The organism is Listeria sp. SHR_NRA_18 (assembly GCF_003856515.1).
In the GTDB taxonomy this organism is placed as follows: Bacteria; Bacillota; Bacilli; order Lactobacillales; family Listeriaceae; genus Listeria_A; species Listeria_A newyorkensis.
In genome coordinates this window covers 189043-203938 of the sequence record NZ_QPKR01000002.1, presented here as the reverse complement: position 1 = coordinate 203938, position 14896 = coordinate 189043, and the positions used below count along the sequence as shown (strand labels likewise).

Here is a 14896-nt window from a genome sequence, read left to right as displayed (position 1 = left end):
ACGCTCATTTGCGTCGTTAAAGATTCCGTTCCGATGCTCACGTACAGTCGTACGCTCCGCTTCGGTACTCGTCTTTGCCTAGCAACTAAGCATTTGTCGTCCCGCTCAGGTTTTGTGGGGAGTTCGTGATTGGAGTTATATAGAGAAGTGGGGGAGTGATTGGGCTCTCCTGCTTTTTTTTGCGTGTGAAATCTTTGGAAAATTGTGTTTGGAGGTCTATACTGGAGGTGAATGATTATTTGGGAGGTTTTGATATGGAGTTGAAGGCTACGGATAGGAAGGTTTTTCATAATGGGCAGGGGATTCCGCTTGTTGGGCTCGGGGTTTGGAAGATGCAGGATGAGCGGGAGGCGGTCAATGCGATTCAGGTGGCTGTCGACGCTGGGTATCGGGCGATTGATACGGCTAAGGTGTATGAGAATGAGGCGTTTGTTGGTCGGGCGATTCGTGAGGTCGGGACTCGGCGCGAGGATTTGACGATTACTTCGAAGCTTTGGAACGCGGATCATGGTTATGACGAGACGCTGCGGGCTTTTGAGACTTCTTTGAAAAAATTGCAACTGGATTATCTGGATTTGTATTTGATTCATTGGCCGGTCGGGAGTTACAAGGATTCGTGGCGGGCAATGGAGCGGCTGCATAATGAGGGGTTGGTGAAATCGATTGGTGTGAGTAACTTTCATCAGCATCATCTGGAAAATCTATTCACGACGGCGAATGAAAAACCGGTGATTGATCAGATTGAAATGCATCCGTTGTTGTCGCAGAAGCCGTTGCGGGCGTATTTGGAAAGTCAGGATATCGTGCATGAGGCTTGGTCGCCGCTTGCGAAGGGTGGGGAGTTGTTGCATCATCCGGTTTTGACAGCGATTGCGGAGGATAAGGGTTTGACTGTGGCGCAGGTGGTTTTGCGTTGGCATCTAAATAATGGCTCGGTGGTTATTCCTAAATCGGTTACACCTGAACGGATTCGGAGCAATTTTGATGTGTTTGATTTTGATTTGAGTAATGAGGAGATGGCGAAGATTGATGCGTTGAATGAGGATAAGCGTACGGGGTCTGATCCGGATAGTGAGGAGTTTTTGGCGAGGACTTGGAACTGAATAAATCCAGCATACTGAAATGGCGGTATGTTGGATTTTTTATTAGATTTTATTCGATAACTGTTGGTAATACTGCCTCGAGCGCTACAATTAGGTCTGGGTTTGTTGTTTGTTTGTTTGATGTGAACAATGTTGGAAAGATGCCTTTTTGTCGAAGTTAATTCTGGCATACGTATCGATGGCGAACACGACAACATTCGAAAATCTGGCTTGCAAAATGGAACCGATGCACATGGGGCAAGGGTCTAGCGATGTGACTAAAACAATATTTTCAGGCTCGGGTAAATCGTTGGTTTCTGTGAGTTATCAGCGGAAATGTCTGGTGTTACTTTTTGCAATGTGACTATTATCATATTAAAATATTTTTGTCAACGTCATTTTGTGTATCGAACGACTATTTAGGTTGTTGTTTGTGTCTAAAATGTGTCTAAAACAGAAAATTAATCAGTCTTTTTGTCTAAAAATAGTGAAATATATTACGTATGTGTTATTATTGGAATGTGAGCGGAAGATTTTTAAATACCGCACTAGTTATTTTCTGCGTGCTTTTTGAGTGGTGGAGATGATTAGATAATGGCAGAATTATAGAAGACTGAAAAAAACATATAGTATACAATGATTGGGGAGACGTTTTTTTATGAGGGAAAGAAGGCATATTCTTAGGACGCTTATTGCATTTCTCGTTGTCGGACTTGTTATACTAGGTCCGATGCAAGGTTGGGGCGCGAATCTTTTAAATCAATCACAAGAGAATATGGACATCATGATGACAACGGACTTGGCTGAGGTAGAAATAAACCAATCTGTTGTTATTCTTTTTGAGGATAAGTCGGAGGATGGGACGCTGACTTTTGCGATTCCTGATGGGCTGGTTTTTGATGAGGCGAAGACCGTGGAGGCAAATCAGGGTGTGAATATTTTTACGTTTGATGAGAAGGAACGGGTTTTGAAAGGGACTCAGCGGACTGGGAAGATCGTTTTGCGGGTGAGTCGTGTTGGGGATTTCCAGGTGACGGCGAACAAGTTAGTGGGCTCGCAAGTGGTGGCGACTAGCGGGTTGGTGGTGACTGGAATCGCGAAAAAAGTGGCGCGTGTGGCTCGAGCTGTGAATACGGCGGATGTGTATGATGACGCGACTTTGCGTGCGGCGCTGAACAATAAGGATATTACGGTTATTAATGTGACGAAGGATTTTCAGGTGACGGCGAACGCGAATGAGCTGAGTCAGTATTTTCCGACGAAATCATCGCTGCTTTTTAACGGGAATGGGCATACGGTTGATTTTCAGGGGTTGAGTGCTTGGTTTACGATTAGTGCGGCGACTCCGATGAATATGACGATCAAAGATGTGAATATTCTTGGGCGGAATTATTATGGTCCGGTTCGGCTTACGGGGACGCGTGGTTACGGGAAAATTCGCTATGAAAATGTGACGTATACTGGTGCGCAAATTACGGCTTCTTATGAGGCGGATATTGACATTGCTGGGCGTGTGGAGTGTCGGATGGTCACGAGTTATGTGAGCTTGGCGGGCGCGACGGTGACTACGCAGGCGAGTAACCAGGCCAATTTTGAGGCGACGAACATGAACTTTTTGGAAGGGTCGCATTATATTGGAAATACGGTGAATGCGGGCGCGTTTCTGCTTTATTCTGGCGGGAATGTGGACGTGGGCAAGAATGCGATTATTGATTTGACTTCTTTTGGCAATGGTGGCGAGGGTGATACGACTTACGCGACGGTTGCGACGCAGGGAAATATCAGTATTCATGATGGTGCAAAATTCAATATTAATACGGATGCTGGGAGTCGGCGCGGCGGGATTCGTGCTTCGGGTGCGAGTAGTCAGATTTTAGTGGAGTCGGGCGGCGAGCTGAATATTAATACAAAAGGTGCGCTGGATGCTTACCGGCACGCGATTTACTTAGGAAATGGTGCGGGGATAACGGTTCAGAATAATGCGAAATTGAATGTGCGGGCGGAAAACACGGCGGGCTCGACGACGAATATTATTGATACGGGGAGTAGTAGTAAATTCCTGATTGGTAAAAAGGCGACGTTCAACGTGTATAGTGACGGGACGGCTTCAAAACAGCTGATTTCGATCGGTTCGAGTGCGTTGTTTCAGTTCGCTGATGCGGCGAGTGTGGATTTGAATTTGAATAATACGAATGCGAATAGTCGGTTGATTTATATGGCGGGTTCGGCTGGGAAGCTGGTCGTGGATGTGCAGCGGGTTTTGGCGTGGAATGCGATTGGTTCGACGGGGAACAAGGACGCGACGTATGAGTGGAATCCGATGTATGGCATGAATATTAGTTATACGGGTTCAAACGTGACGGCTGCGGCGGGTAATTCGTTGACGACGCCGGTTCAGGATAGTTTTCGAACGAATTTCCGGACGCAAAATTTTAAGCGGGTGTTGTTTGAATATATTCCTGATGTGGCGGTGACGCTGGATATTTTGACGGATGCGCATTTGCAGGCGAATAGCCACGTGATTACTGGGACGACGAATCCGGGTGCTTGGGTGATTTTTAGCGGCTCGACGGTGATTCCGGCTGGGACGATTGCGGCGCAGAGCGTGAATGATGCGACGTTGTACCATGTGAAAGCGGATGGGACGGGGAATTTTTCGTATGCGCTACCTGTGAATAAGTATTTTACGGCGGGTGAGACGATTACCGCGAAGTCTTATTTGAATGGGAAAAGTGCTACGGCGACGACGGTTGTGAAGGATTTGACGGCTCCGAATGCGCCAGTTTTGAATGGGATGAAGGATCGGGATGTTGTGATTTCGGGAACTGCGGAGGCGAATGCGACGGTGCGGGTGTTTGGTGCCGATGATACGGTTTTTGCGAGTGGTCAGGCGAACGCGGCGGGGGTTTACTCGATAGCTGTGCCGGCCGGGAAACAACCGTTAGTTCCGTATTCTGTCTATTATACAAAAGCGACGGATGCTGCGGGAAATAGTAGTACGAAGTCGAATGTGGTGACGGTTGCTGATACAACGCCACCGACGGCGAATCCGATTATGCAGACGGTGGATTTGAATGCCGCGTTTACAACGAATGCGAAATCGCTTGTGCGGGATGTGCATGATAATGGCGGTGATGGGGATGATAATCTCACGTATACGCTGACGAAAAAGCCGAACGTTTCTGTGGTAGGCTACACGACGGCGGAGGTTCGGATTCAGGATCGTGCTGGGAATGCGTTATTTGTTTCGATTCCGGTTTTTGTGAAGGATGGTTTTACCGTGACGAATGATAAGGCGATGCTTCAGGCTTATGGTTTCACCGTTTTTGGTAAGGATTTCCCAACGACGCTGGCTGCGGTGGATCAGATGATTTTTACCGAGGCAAAAGTGAAGGCGTGGGGCGTGCCGAGTGGGCAGGATGTGACGTCGCAGGTGCAGATTGTGGATCGAGGTGGTTTATCGAAGACGCCGGGCTCGTATTTGGTGAAGCTGAGTGTGCTGGGCGTTGAAAAGACGGTGGTTGTGACGGTGAAGGCCGGGACGCTGGCGTTTAAAGATGTGACGCAGGATGTTTCGTTTGGCACGGCTACGATCAGCTCGAAAAGCAAGATTATTGCGCCGGAGACGGATTTAAAAGTGACGATTGAGGACACGCGTGCGGTGATTTCGGATTGGAAGTTGTCGGTGAAATTGACGCAGAATTTGCAGACGGCGGACGGTGAGGAAGTGGCGAATGCGCTGATTGTACGGCAAAAAAATGGGCTGGGCGTGACGTCGGATATGCCGCTTGGCGGTTCGGCGACACCGGTTTATGAGGATAAAACGGGAGTTGATGGCGTCAAAGTGGTGGATATGGCACCGAATCAGTCGCAAAGCATTTTGCTGAATATCGAACCGGGTACGGTGAAGGCGAATAAGGAATACACGGCGCAAATGGAGTGGACACTGGAAAATGGACCATGATAGTAAGGAGGGAAAGCGATGCGAAAAATAACACGATTCCTAGCTATCGCAGTGTTTAGTGGATTTTTATTTGTTGGCCAACCTGTGTTAGCGGAGAGTTATGAGTCGGATGTCGGTCTGACTTTTGAAGGATATGAACCGAGTCGTGAGGTCCCGCCGAAGTCGACGGGTGGCGTGGTTGCGTTGCCTGAAACGGGAGATGTTGCGCCTGGCGGGATGCAGCTGGTTTTTGGAGTGGGATTGTTGTGTTTAGGCGGTTTCTTGTTGGACCAAGCGAGGAGGCGGGCGGATGATTAGGAGATGGATGCTGGTCGTGCCGTTCGTGTTGGCAAGTTTGGCTGTGGGTAGCGATGTGACTTTTGCCGTTTATGAGTCGAATGTGGATATGATTTTGGAGGGGCAGGTGGAGGTTGTTGATCCTGTGAATCCGGTTGATCCGGGAAAACCTGTGAGGCCTGTGAATCCTAGTAAGCCGGGGACTCCGGGGCCGCTGAGCATTGATTATGTGTCGAATATTTATTTTGGAAAGCATCGGATTGGGAAGGAAACGTCGACGTTCTATGCGAATTTGGAGCGGGTTGTTCAGGCCGACGATGGCGCGGAAATTGATGTGCCGAATTATGTGCAGGTGACGGATAATCGCGGGAATAACAAGGGTTGGCAGTTGAACGTGAAGCAGGCGGGGCAATTGAAAAATGGGAATCATGTTTTGGAGGGTGCGCAATTGACGCTTTTGAATACGAAGCTCGTTTCACCGTCACGTGGCATGGAACCTGCGTCAAGCCAGAATATTCGGCTGAATCCGGTTAGTGGTGAGGCTTCTGAGGTGATGTACGCCGCGGAAAACCAAGGTACTGGGACGTGGATTGGTCGGTTTGGTAAGGACGCGGATGAGGGCAGGAGTAGTATTCGGCTCACTGTTCCGGGCGACACGAAGAAGTATGAAGGGCATTATAGTACAACCTTAATTTGGGAGTTACTTGACTCTCCGATTTAAGCGAGAAAGGAATGAGGCTATGAAAAGGGGCATCGGAATGGTGATGCTGGTCGTTGTGTCGGTTGCGGTGCTGGGGATGGTTGGCGCTCCTAGTTTTGCGAAGAGTACGACGTCAACGGGTGACATTATTTTAGAGCGCGGGACGACTTGGCACAAACCGATTGATCCGACTTTGCCGGGTGATGGGCATGAGATAACGCCGACTGATCCGGACGTGAACCCGCCGACACCAGGGCCGCTGAGTATTGATTATATTTCGAACATTCATTTTGGTAAGCAGAAGATTACGGGAAATGATGTGCGGTATTTTGCGGATAGTGACCATATTAAATTGGATGCGACGGGCGCGATTAAAGATGTGCCGAACTTCATTCAAATTACGGATGATCGCGGAAACAATGCGGGTTGGCGGCTCACTGTGAGGCAGGATATGCCGTTTACAAATGGGAGTCATGCGCTAAATGGTGCAGTTTTGAAGCTGAGCAATCCGAAGGCGGATAGTGTGACGGCGAAGGCTCGGAATAAGCCGCTGGTCCGCGAAGTGACGCTAGATTCTTCTGGGAAAAATGCATCGGAGGCTATTTTGGCGGATGAGAATCAAGGCGTGGGCACGTGGGTGCATCTTTATGGCGCCAACGCTGCGATTGGGAAGAAGAGTATTACGCTGGACGTGCCGGGTGAGGTGCCGAAAGTGGAGGGTGTGTATAGGACGACGCTTGTTTGGACGCTGAGTGATGCACCGAGTTGAGCGTACTTTTAAGGAGTAAAAAATCAAAAAACGAAGGGAATTAGAAACGATGAAAAATTTAGGGAAATTAGTTTTAGCAGGAATTGTAGTATTGGGAGGAACATTTACTTATGCGGCGCCAACATTCGCTGCAACGGCGGGCACGACGACTTCAAAAGGGGATATCACGTTTACGACGGATGACGGAACGGCGCCGACAAATCCAACTGACCCGACTGATCCGGGAAAACCTGTAACGCCAACGGATCCAGATAAGCCAACTCCAACAACAGGGCCGCTACGTATCGATTATATCTCGAATATTCATTTTGGCGAGCAAGTGATTTCAGGGAGCGACACGACTTATAAGGCGAAATACGATGAAGTTTTGACAGAAGATGGTGTGACGAAAAAATACGTGCCGACTTTTGTGCAGGTGACAGATAATCGCGGTTCGAACGCGGGTTGGAAGTTGCAAGTGAGCAATGACCAATTTGCTGCGGGCGCGAATGAACTGACGGGTGCGGTTTTGACGTTCAAAGATGCAAGACTGAACTCGACAAACTTGGCAAAACCAGATAACGTGGCGGCCGTCGTTTTATCAGGAAATAGCGTGAACCAAGACGTGGTAAACGCGCCGGAAGACACGGGGATGGGCGTATGGACGAACACATTTGGAACGGTGACAGGGCAAGACGCGGACGCTGAGAATGCCAGTGTGACACTGAAAATCCCAGGCGAAACGAAGAAAGTAGCAAGCAGTAAATATGTGACGACGCTGACGTGGACGTTGGGGGATACACCAGACTGAAAAGCTGAAACAGCCCGTTTAGCCTCGACAGAAATTGTTAGGGGGCGCAGTGAAAACCCTCCTTTGGTTTTTGCGGAGGCCACGAAATTTCCGAGAGGCTGGGGAAAGGAAGGCAGTCTCATTGCATTCCACTGCATATTGAGGTTCTAAATCAGCAAGAGATGCTTCATAAGAACCACAACAAAGCTGGATCTGGAAACGACAATAAGTCAACCCACGGAGCGTTCCCACAAACAAGATTGCCGAACACGAACCACCTCAAATCAAAACTACGTCTTCTAAAACCAGTTCTAAGAAGCAAGAGCAAAAAAGGAAGGCAGTCTCATTACATTCCACTGCATATTGAGGTTCTAAACCAGCAAGAGACACCCACAACAAGAACACCCACATTTCCACGCAATCCCACTTCGCTCTACCACCTCTCGTCATGAAAGAGCCCCCAAACTCAACCATGACACCCAAATAAAAACAAAAAGACAGGGGAATTTTAAATATGAATTTAATCAAATTAGCAACTCTAAGCACCATCATGGTAGCATCACTTTCCGTAACAGGCCTAAGCGCATTCGCCGCGGACAACGACACAACATCCGACGCAAAAGTAATGTTCAAAGCAGACGACGGCGGAACAACCAATCCAACAGACCCGACTGATCCAGGAAAACCGGTTGATCCAACAGACCCAGTAAACCCAACAACAGGAGCGCTACGCATCGATTTTGCCTCTCAAATCAATTTTGGCGAGCAAACGATTTCTGGTGCCGCGAAAGATTACTACGCATTATACACCGAATTACAACCGCTAGATGAGGCAGGTCAAGCTTCTGGCGCTAAAAAATATGTACCGCATTACGTGCAAGTGACGGATAATCGTGGCTCAAACGCGGGATGGAATTTGACGTTATCGGGAACGACTTTTAAAAATAGTACTGGTGAAGTGCTGACTGGCGCGGCTTTGACGTTATCTGACGCGACATTAAGTTCGGAAATGGCGGACACATTGAAACCTGGCACGGTGACGCCAGAAGTGACGGTGGGCGCAACGCCGGCGGAACTTGTGAGCGCTGAGGCGGACAAAGGAATGGGGACTTGGGTAGACTCGTTTGGGACTACGCCAGGGACGAGCAATACGGATACGAATAAAAGCGTGAAAATCCACGTTCCGGCTGAAGCTAAGAAAATTGCTGGTGAAACCTATACATCGACGCTGACTTGGACGATTAACGACACACCTTAATGCTGAGAGGGCCCATTCAGCTCCGAAAAAAACTGGAGCATTTCTAAACGTGAGTGGAGCTACAACAAAGCTTCGTTTTCATGCACACTAAGGCTCTAACATTTGGCAACGCTACTTACTATGAGTAGTGTTGCTTATTTTTCTCGAGGAGGCTGGAAAATGATCAAAAAACTAGTAGCAGCACTAGCCGTGATTGGCGTGCTTATCAGCGGGATTTTTATACATACAGAAATATCGAAAGCTGCGGAAATGAATTTTTCGGTGTCGGCGGTTATTCCGGAAAATCAGATTGATAAGTCAAAAACCTATTTTGAGTTGCGGATGAAACCGGGGCAAGTGCAGGAGCTGGAAGTTGTGCTGACCAATGGTTTGGCGCATCCGGTGACGGTGGAAACCAACGCAAATACGGCGGTGACGAACGATAATGGCATTGTTGATTACAGTAATAAGGCGCCGAAATTCGATAATACGCTCCAAGCACCTTTTTCTAAAATTGCGGAAATGCCTGATGAAATCACAGTTCCGGCGAATGGGAGCAGGACGGTGAAGGTGAAAGTGACGATGCCGCGCGATCCTTTTGATGGCTTTATTTTGGGCGGACTTCATTTTTCTGAGAAGGATAATGGGGATAAAACCGAGTCGGGAGAGGGCGTGCAGATTAAGAATAAATATGCCTACGTGATTGGCGTGATTCTTTCTGAGAATGATGTCGCGGTGAATCCTGATATGAAATTGAACCGAATTAAGCCGGATCAGGTCAACTACCGCAACGTTTTGAAGGTTAATCTACAGAATATCAAACCCGTGATTCTGCAAAGTTTGGATGTGGATGCGCAAGTATATAAGGATGGTGACGGCGAGGCGCTTTACACGACAAAACAAAGTGCGCTGCGCATGGCTCCGAATTCTAATTTTGATTTTGGGATTAGTTGGAATAATCAGGCGTTCAAACCGGGCAAATATCGTCTGAAAATGGTGGCGACGTCTGGGGATCACACTTGGAAATGGGACGAGCCGTTTGAGATAAAAGCAGATGCCGCGGCGGATTTCAATGATAAGGCGGTGGGGCTCGAGAAGGATTACACGATGTGGTACGTTGCGGGCAGTGTTTTGTTAGGGTTGTTGGTGCTTGGATTAGTGTTCTGGTTAGGACGGCGAACGAGGAAGAAGGATGAGGAATAATCATACTGTCCGGAATTGCGTGTTCCTCAAAATACGTATATACTGCGTATAGGGAGCAGAATTCGGAGGTATGAGTATGGCAGCTAGAACGACTAAATTAAAAAAATGGGAAGACAACTATGGAGTTATTCTTCCAAAAGAAACACTGAAACAAGCTGGCTTATGGGATTTTGAGGATGTGAAATTCGATGTTATTTCAAGAAGAAACGAAATAATTTTAAAACCTAGAAATTCAGTTAATAGATTAGAAAAATTGTTTGAAAACTATACAGGATCGCACATGAGTGACTCGGAGATTATTCGAGGCAGCATAGGTGAAGAACTTATATAGTATAGGCAACCGAAAAGGATACTGCACACACGAGTTTGATGTGTGCAGTATCCTTTTTTGCAACCTATTTCTTCTCGACCACAATATGCTCCAGCTTCTCCGCTGCGAAATCCACGGTAAATGCTTGTCCAAAGCCAATCACATAGCGGCCGTCTTTTGGTGTCAGCTCGAAAATCGACATGTCGATGGTGCGCAGTAATTGAATCAGTTGGGCGCCATGAATCGCTGTCATTTTTTCGAAAATCATTTCCAAATCGTCATTGCCGATATTTTCAGCGGTGCATTTCAGATAAAGTCGCTCGCGTGCGAAGAGGTTTTTCGTGTCTTGTTCATCGGCAATCATCATAATCTGAATCGTTTTGCTTTGCTCGATAAAATCGTAATGCTCGGCAATCGCGCTGATGTAGATGTAGAGTTTGCCTTCATGCGCAACGAAAGGCGCGTAGCTAATGAACGGATTTCCGTCCGCGTCGTTTGAGCTAATCACGATTGTTTTTCGACTCGCGACAAATGCATCATAGCGCGATTTTACTTTGTCAATATTGATTGTTGCTACCATATTTTATCCAACCTTCCATGCTAAAATTAGATGTCTCCTGTGCGCATTAAATAGAGGAAGTACGGCGCGCCAACGATGGCCATAATGATTCCGGCGGGTATGTCGAGCGGTGCAAAAAGGGACCGGCCGATCGTATCTGCTGCGAGTAAAACGAGGGCGCCGAGAACCATGCTCATCGGGATGAGGCGCCAATAATTCGAGCCGACTAGGAAGCGCGCCATGTGTGGCACAACGAGACCAACGAAGCCGAGTAGTCCGACGACGGAAACCGAGATTGCCGCTAGGTACACCGCGATAATCGACAGCATAATGCGTGTCTGATTCATTTTTTCACCAAGATTTACAGCGATATCGTCGCCGAGACTTAAGATATTGGCTTTTCGAATGAAGAGAATCGCAAAAATCCAGCCAATTATCGAGTAGGGAAGGAGCAGTTCGACGTCACCCATTCCTTTTGCGGCAAGGCTTCCGTTCATCCATTGCACGACGGCGGGTAATCGGTCGCTATACAGAATCGAGAGCAGGCCGATGATTCCGCCCATAATCGCGTTGACAGCGACGCCAGACAGGATGATGCGCATCGGCGAAATTTTGCCATTTTTCCAAGCGAGCGCGTAGACAATCACGACCGCGACGAGCCCGCCAATCATGCCGGCAAGCGGTGCAAAACTGCCAAAGTTCGGGAAAAGGAGTACGATGGCCAAAACGGTGACGGCGGCTCCGCTGGAAACTCCGGTTAAACCAGGATCGGCCAGTGGATTGCGCATCACAGCTTGCAAAAAGGCTCCTGATACGGCGAGATTTGTACCGACAATGACGGCGATGAGGACACGCGGAATCCGCAAATTCCATAAAATCGTTTGGGATAACTCGGCGCCTTCGCCAAATAAAGTACGGACGCTTTCTATCGGAGCGATGTGAATACTTCCGACGCCAACCGCGACAATCATCGAAACCACAAGTAAAATGGATGTCGTCCCAATGATAAACCAGCTTTTTTGTTGACGTTCCATCTTATTTGTAGAGAATGTCTTTCAGCTGTTCCAGGCCAGTTGTTGCGTTGGCAAGGGATGCATAGCCGAAAATATCATAATCGAGCGCTTGAACTTTATCGTTTTTGAAGGCATTTAATTTTTCCCAAGCGCCGTTTTTCTTCACATCTGCTTTGAATTGCGTCAAGGCGGCATTGGCATCTCCGTGCGATACGAGCAGGATCGCGTCAGGGTTTGCGGCCGTGACATCTTCCATATTTAGCGGTACATAGGATTCTTTCGTTTTCATCGTTTCGGTGACGATGTTTTTCGCTTTCACCGTTTTCACAAGGCTGCCGACGTAAGTTGTGTCATTCATCAGCATGAACGAGCTGCCAGTTCCGAATAAAATCATTACTTTTGGCGCAGCTTTATCTGGAATTGAGGTGACGATTTTGTCTTCGTCTTTTTGCAATTTGGTGAGGTATGTAGTAGCGGCATTTTCTTTATCGAACGCGGTGCCAAGAACCTCCAGCGATATTTTTAAATCAGGGTAGGAATCGGTCGGCAAGTAAGCGCCTTTTAGATTGATTTGGCTGATTTTCTTGTCGATGCTATCCTTGATGGACTCGGAACCAATGACTAAATCCGGATTCAGGCTCGCGATTTTTTCAACGTCAGGCTCAACCGCAGAACCGATTTTTGGAATAGCTGTAAAATTGTCTGGAAGTTTGTGCGTGGTGCTCGGAATACCGACGGGCGTGATTCCTACTATATCAAGCATTTCGGTCACGGAAACAGAAGTTGCGACGACATTTTTGGCAGGTTCAGTTGGAAATTGTGCGGCAAGCATCTTGATTTGCGCTGCTTCGGTTTTGGATTTCACCGGTGTCGTGTTGCCGTGTCCGGATGTTTTGACTTCCGCCTTCGTGGCTTTATCTGTTCCGCCGCAACCAGCTAGCGCTAAAGCCGATACGGTTACGATACTAAAAACTAATTTCTTCATCATCTCATGGAGACCCCCTTTAATCTTAATTGATAGTGATAATCATTATCAATTAATTGGAGTATACCAAATTTGGTTTTGTTTGGCAAGCTTGCAAATTATATCGAGCCGTGATATATTGTGATTATCAAATACATCGAGGTGTGATATATTTATGGATGAAAAACTAATAAAAACCTACGTCCCGATGACAGAGACCGCCTTTTACATTTTGCTATCTTTAATGCAACCAAGGCACGGTTATGCGATCACAGATAATGTCAAAAAAATGACGAAAAACCGCATTGTTCTAGGTCCAGGAACCATTTACGGCAGCCTATCGAAAATGAAAAAAGACCAACTAGTCGCGATCATTCAAGAAGAGAAAAATCGGAAAATCTATCAAATTACGGAACTAGGAAAACAAGTTCTTGGAATGGAAAAATCACGCATTGAGGAACTATACACGAATTCTAGGGAGGCGAGCCAACATGACGAAGAAGGTATTTAAATTTATTACGGTGGATAATGTGGAGAAGGAAGAGGCGTTTTTGGAAGAAATGGCGAATCAGGGGTGGTTTTTCAGTAAGTATGCTTCATTACGATATCATTTTGAACAAGGCGAGCCAGCCGAATACACTTATTGCATTGATTATAAGGAAGAAGCTGGCGATGAAGAGGAGTATTTGGCGTTGTTTGAGGACGCAGGTTGGGAGCACGTGTATGCGTATCCAATTTTGAGCGGCAAGTGGATGTATTTCAGGAAAGCGGTGAAGGAAGGCGCGCCGAAAGAAGCCATTTTCACAGATGACGCCTCGATGGTAGTGCTTTGGAAAACAATCCGTTCGCGGTGGACCTGGTTTGGTGGGAGTGCGATCTTGATGCTAATCGTCGTGGGAATCGCCACCTTACTTGCCTCAGTGTATCTGATTGGAAGTATTTTCACGTTTGCAGTGGCGCTATTTCTCATCGTCCTCTACGGTAAAATGTACATCAGAATAACACGAAAAATCAAGCTCAGAAGTTAGCGCTCGCTATGTTTCTCGATCTCCTTAGTCAAAGCCAACGCATTTTGAGCTAATATCAATAAGGAGGATTATGCATGGCTACAATAACAGTTCACGTTTCAGATGTAGAAAAGCAGTTTTTAGATGAAATGGCAAAGCTTAAAGGAAAGAGTTTATCTGACTTACTGAAAACAACAACACTTGAATCATTAGAAGACGAATATGATGCTCGCGTGGCTGATTGCGCATATGAAGAATATCTAAAGAAGCCTGAATCATGTCCTTTGTCTGAAACTATATCAGAGTATGGATTAGGTAACGGTGAATGAGCGACTAGATTAAGTCCTACAATGAAATATTATCAAAGAAAAACCCCTGTCTCGGGCGTGAGATAGGGGTTTTTCTTTGGATACACCCGTACTCCATAACCCTCCTCTGTCCTACAAACTGAAAATCCAAATCAATTTTCTGGAAAATCCCTGTTTTTGGATTTCGGGATGGTAAGCTATGAGTATATTAAATCGCAACACAAAAAAATAATCGCAAATAAGAGAGGAAGTTTTTTATGAAGAAAAGTAAAAGCTGGATTGCATTATTTATTTTAAGCTTGACATTGGTAGCGGTCGTCGCAGCATGTGGTACTACAGCAGGTGCGAACGATATCGGGAAAACCAGAACGGCCAATGATTTAGAAATAACAGTGACGCATGTCGAAACTTTAAATAGTAAGAATGATAAAAAACAACTCGCAAAAATCGATTTTGAAGTCTTGAATGTAGGATCAGACGAAGCAGGCGCTGGAGCAGGAGATTTCGTTGTGAAGACGGAGAACGGCAAGAAGCACAGTGTCTACGGAATGCACGCCAACAACTTCGGTGACGCGATTGCAGCAGGAAAGACGCTTCGAGGTTCTGGTTACTACGAAGTACCGGCAGGCAAGCAGGACGTGACGGTCATTTATCAACCGGCAGTCGGCAAGGCAGATCAAGAAGCGACATGGACAATTACACTCCCTGAAAAATAAGAAAGGCGGAATGCAAAAC

General features: G+C 47.0%; 17 protein-coding genes. 14 read left to right on the top strand and 3 right to left on the bottom strand.

Translation table 11 applies throughout. The features are described from left to right. The first annotated feature begins 254 nt into the window (after positions 1–254). The 10 genes from DUK53_RS05045 (at position 255) to DUK53_RS05000 (ending at position 10331) form a co-directional block, all read left to right on the top strand. Positions 255–1103 carry an aldo/keto reductase gene (locus DUK53_RS05045; protein WP_036132224.1) on the top strand — a complete coding sequence of 283 codons (849 nt, stop codon included), beginning with the start codon at positions 255–257 and terminating at the stop codon, positions 1101–1103. Between the two features lie 148 nt (positions 1104–1251). Beyond that, positions 1252–1446 carry a hypothetical protein gene (locus DUK53_RS05040; protein WP_124892595.1) on the top strand — a complete coding sequence of 65 codons (195 nt, stop codon included), beginning with the start codon at positions 1252–1254 and terminating at the stop codon, positions 1444–1446. 294 nt (positions 1447–1740) lie between these two features. Continuing rightward, positions 1741–5046 (top strand): pectate lyase-like adhesive domain-containing protein, encoded by a 3306-nt coding sequence (locus DUK53_RS05035; protein ID WP_052164952.1) that lies wholly within the window; start codon positions 1741–1743, stop codon positions 5044–5046. Between the two features lie 18 nt (positions 5047–5064). Next, complete coding sequence (locus DUK53_RS05030; RefSeq protein ID WP_036132221.1) at positions 5065–5343, top strand: hypothetical protein; 279 nt, start codon at positions 5065–5067, stop codon at positions 5341–5343. Continuing rightward, on the top strand, positions 5336–6043 hold the full coding sequence (locus DUK53_RS05025) for a WxL domain-containing protein (RefSeq protein WP_052164951.1): 708 nt from the start codon (positions 5336–5338) through the stop codon (positions 6041–6043). The genes DUK53_RS05030 and DUK53_RS05025 overlap by 8 nt, the downstream gene beginning before the upstream one ends. Before the next feature lie 19 nt (positions 6044–6062). Next, a complete protein-coding gene (locus DUK53_RS05020; protein ID WP_077917953.1) occupies positions 6063–6791 on the top strand; it encodes a WxL domain-containing protein in 729 nt (242 codons plus the stop codon). 49 nt (positions 6792–6840) lie between these two features. After that, positions 6841–7581: a WxL domain-containing protein gene (locus DUK53_RS05015; RefSeq protein ID WP_036132218.1), complete on the top strand. Its 741-nt coding sequence runs from the start codon at positions 6841–6843 to the stop codon at positions 7579–7581. Positions 7582–8074: 493 nt separating this feature from the next. Beyond that, entirely contained in the window at positions 8075–8818 is a 744-nt protein-coding gene (locus DUK53_RS05010; protein WP_036132215.1) for a WxL domain-containing protein, read from the top strand. 159 nt (positions 8819–8977) lie between these two features. Beyond that, a complete protein-coding gene (locus DUK53_RS05005) occupies positions 8978–10000 on the top strand; it encodes a WxLIP family cell surface protein (RefSeq protein ID WP_036132212.1) in 1023 nt (340 codons plus the stop codon). A 76-nt stretch (positions 10001–10076) separates the two neighbouring features. After that, positions 10077–10331 (top strand): AbrB/MazE/SpoVT family DNA-binding domain-containing protein, encoded by a 255-nt coding sequence (locus DUK53_RS05000; protein ID WP_036132209.1) that lies wholly within the window; start codon positions 10077–10079, stop codon positions 10329–10331. Positions 10332–10395: 64 nt separating this feature from the next. Here DUK53_RS05000 and DUK53_RS04995 read toward each other — a convergent pair whose 3' ends face one another. The 3 genes from DUK53_RS04995 to DUK53_RS04985 are packed head-to-tail and all read right to left on the bottom strand — an operon-like array spanning position 10396 to position 12870. Continuing rightward, complete coding sequence (locus tag DUK53_RS04995; protein ID WP_036094733.1) at positions 10396–10890, bottom strand: HugZ family pyridoxamine 5'-phosphate oxidase; 495 nt, start codon at positions 10888–10890, stop codon at positions 10396–10398. 26 nt (positions 10891–10916) lie between these two features. Beyond that, positions 10917–11903: a FecCD family ABC transporter permease gene (locus DUK53_RS04990; protein ID WP_036094734.1), complete on the bottom strand. Its 987-nt coding sequence runs from the start codon at positions 11901–11903 to the stop codon at positions 10917–10919. A gap of 1 nt (position 11904) precedes the next feature. Further along, complete coding sequence (locus DUK53_RS04985) at positions 11905–12870, bottom strand: ABC transporter substrate-binding protein (RefSeq protein ID WP_236637268.1); 966 nt, start codon at positions 12868–12870, stop codon at positions 11905–11907. Between the two features lie 151 nt (positions 12871–13021). On the opposite strand from DUK53_RS04985, the gene DUK53_RS04980 reads away from it, so the two are divergent. The 4 genes from DUK53_RS04980 (at position 13022) to DUK53_RS04965 (ending at position 14877) form a co-directional block, all read left to right on the top strand. Then, a complete protein-coding gene (locus DUK53_RS04980; protein ID WP_036094735.1) occupies positions 13022–13357 on the top strand; it encodes a PadR family transcriptional regulator in 336 nt (111 codons plus the stop codon). After that, positions 13338–13874, top strand: coding sequence for a DUF2812 domain-containing protein (locus DUK53_RS04975; protein WP_036094736.1), 537 nt, complete (start codon positions 13338–13340; stop codon positions 13872–13874). Before DUK53_RS04980 ends, DUK53_RS04975 begins: the two co-directional genes overlap by 20 nt. A gap of 74 nt (positions 13875–13948) precedes the next feature. After that, positions 13949–14182, top strand: a complete 234-nt coding sequence (relB, locus tag DUK53_RS04970) for a type II toxin-antitoxin system RelB family antitoxin (RefSeq protein ID WP_036094737.1) — start codon at positions 13949–13951, stop codon at positions 14180–14182. Positions 14183–14418: 236 nt separating this feature from the next. Then, positions 14419–14877, top strand: coding sequence for a DUF4352 domain-containing protein (locus DUK53_RS04965; RefSeq protein ID WP_052164950.1), 459 nt, complete (start codon positions 14419–14421; stop codon positions 14875–14877). Positions 14878–14896 lie beyond the last annotated feature (19 nt).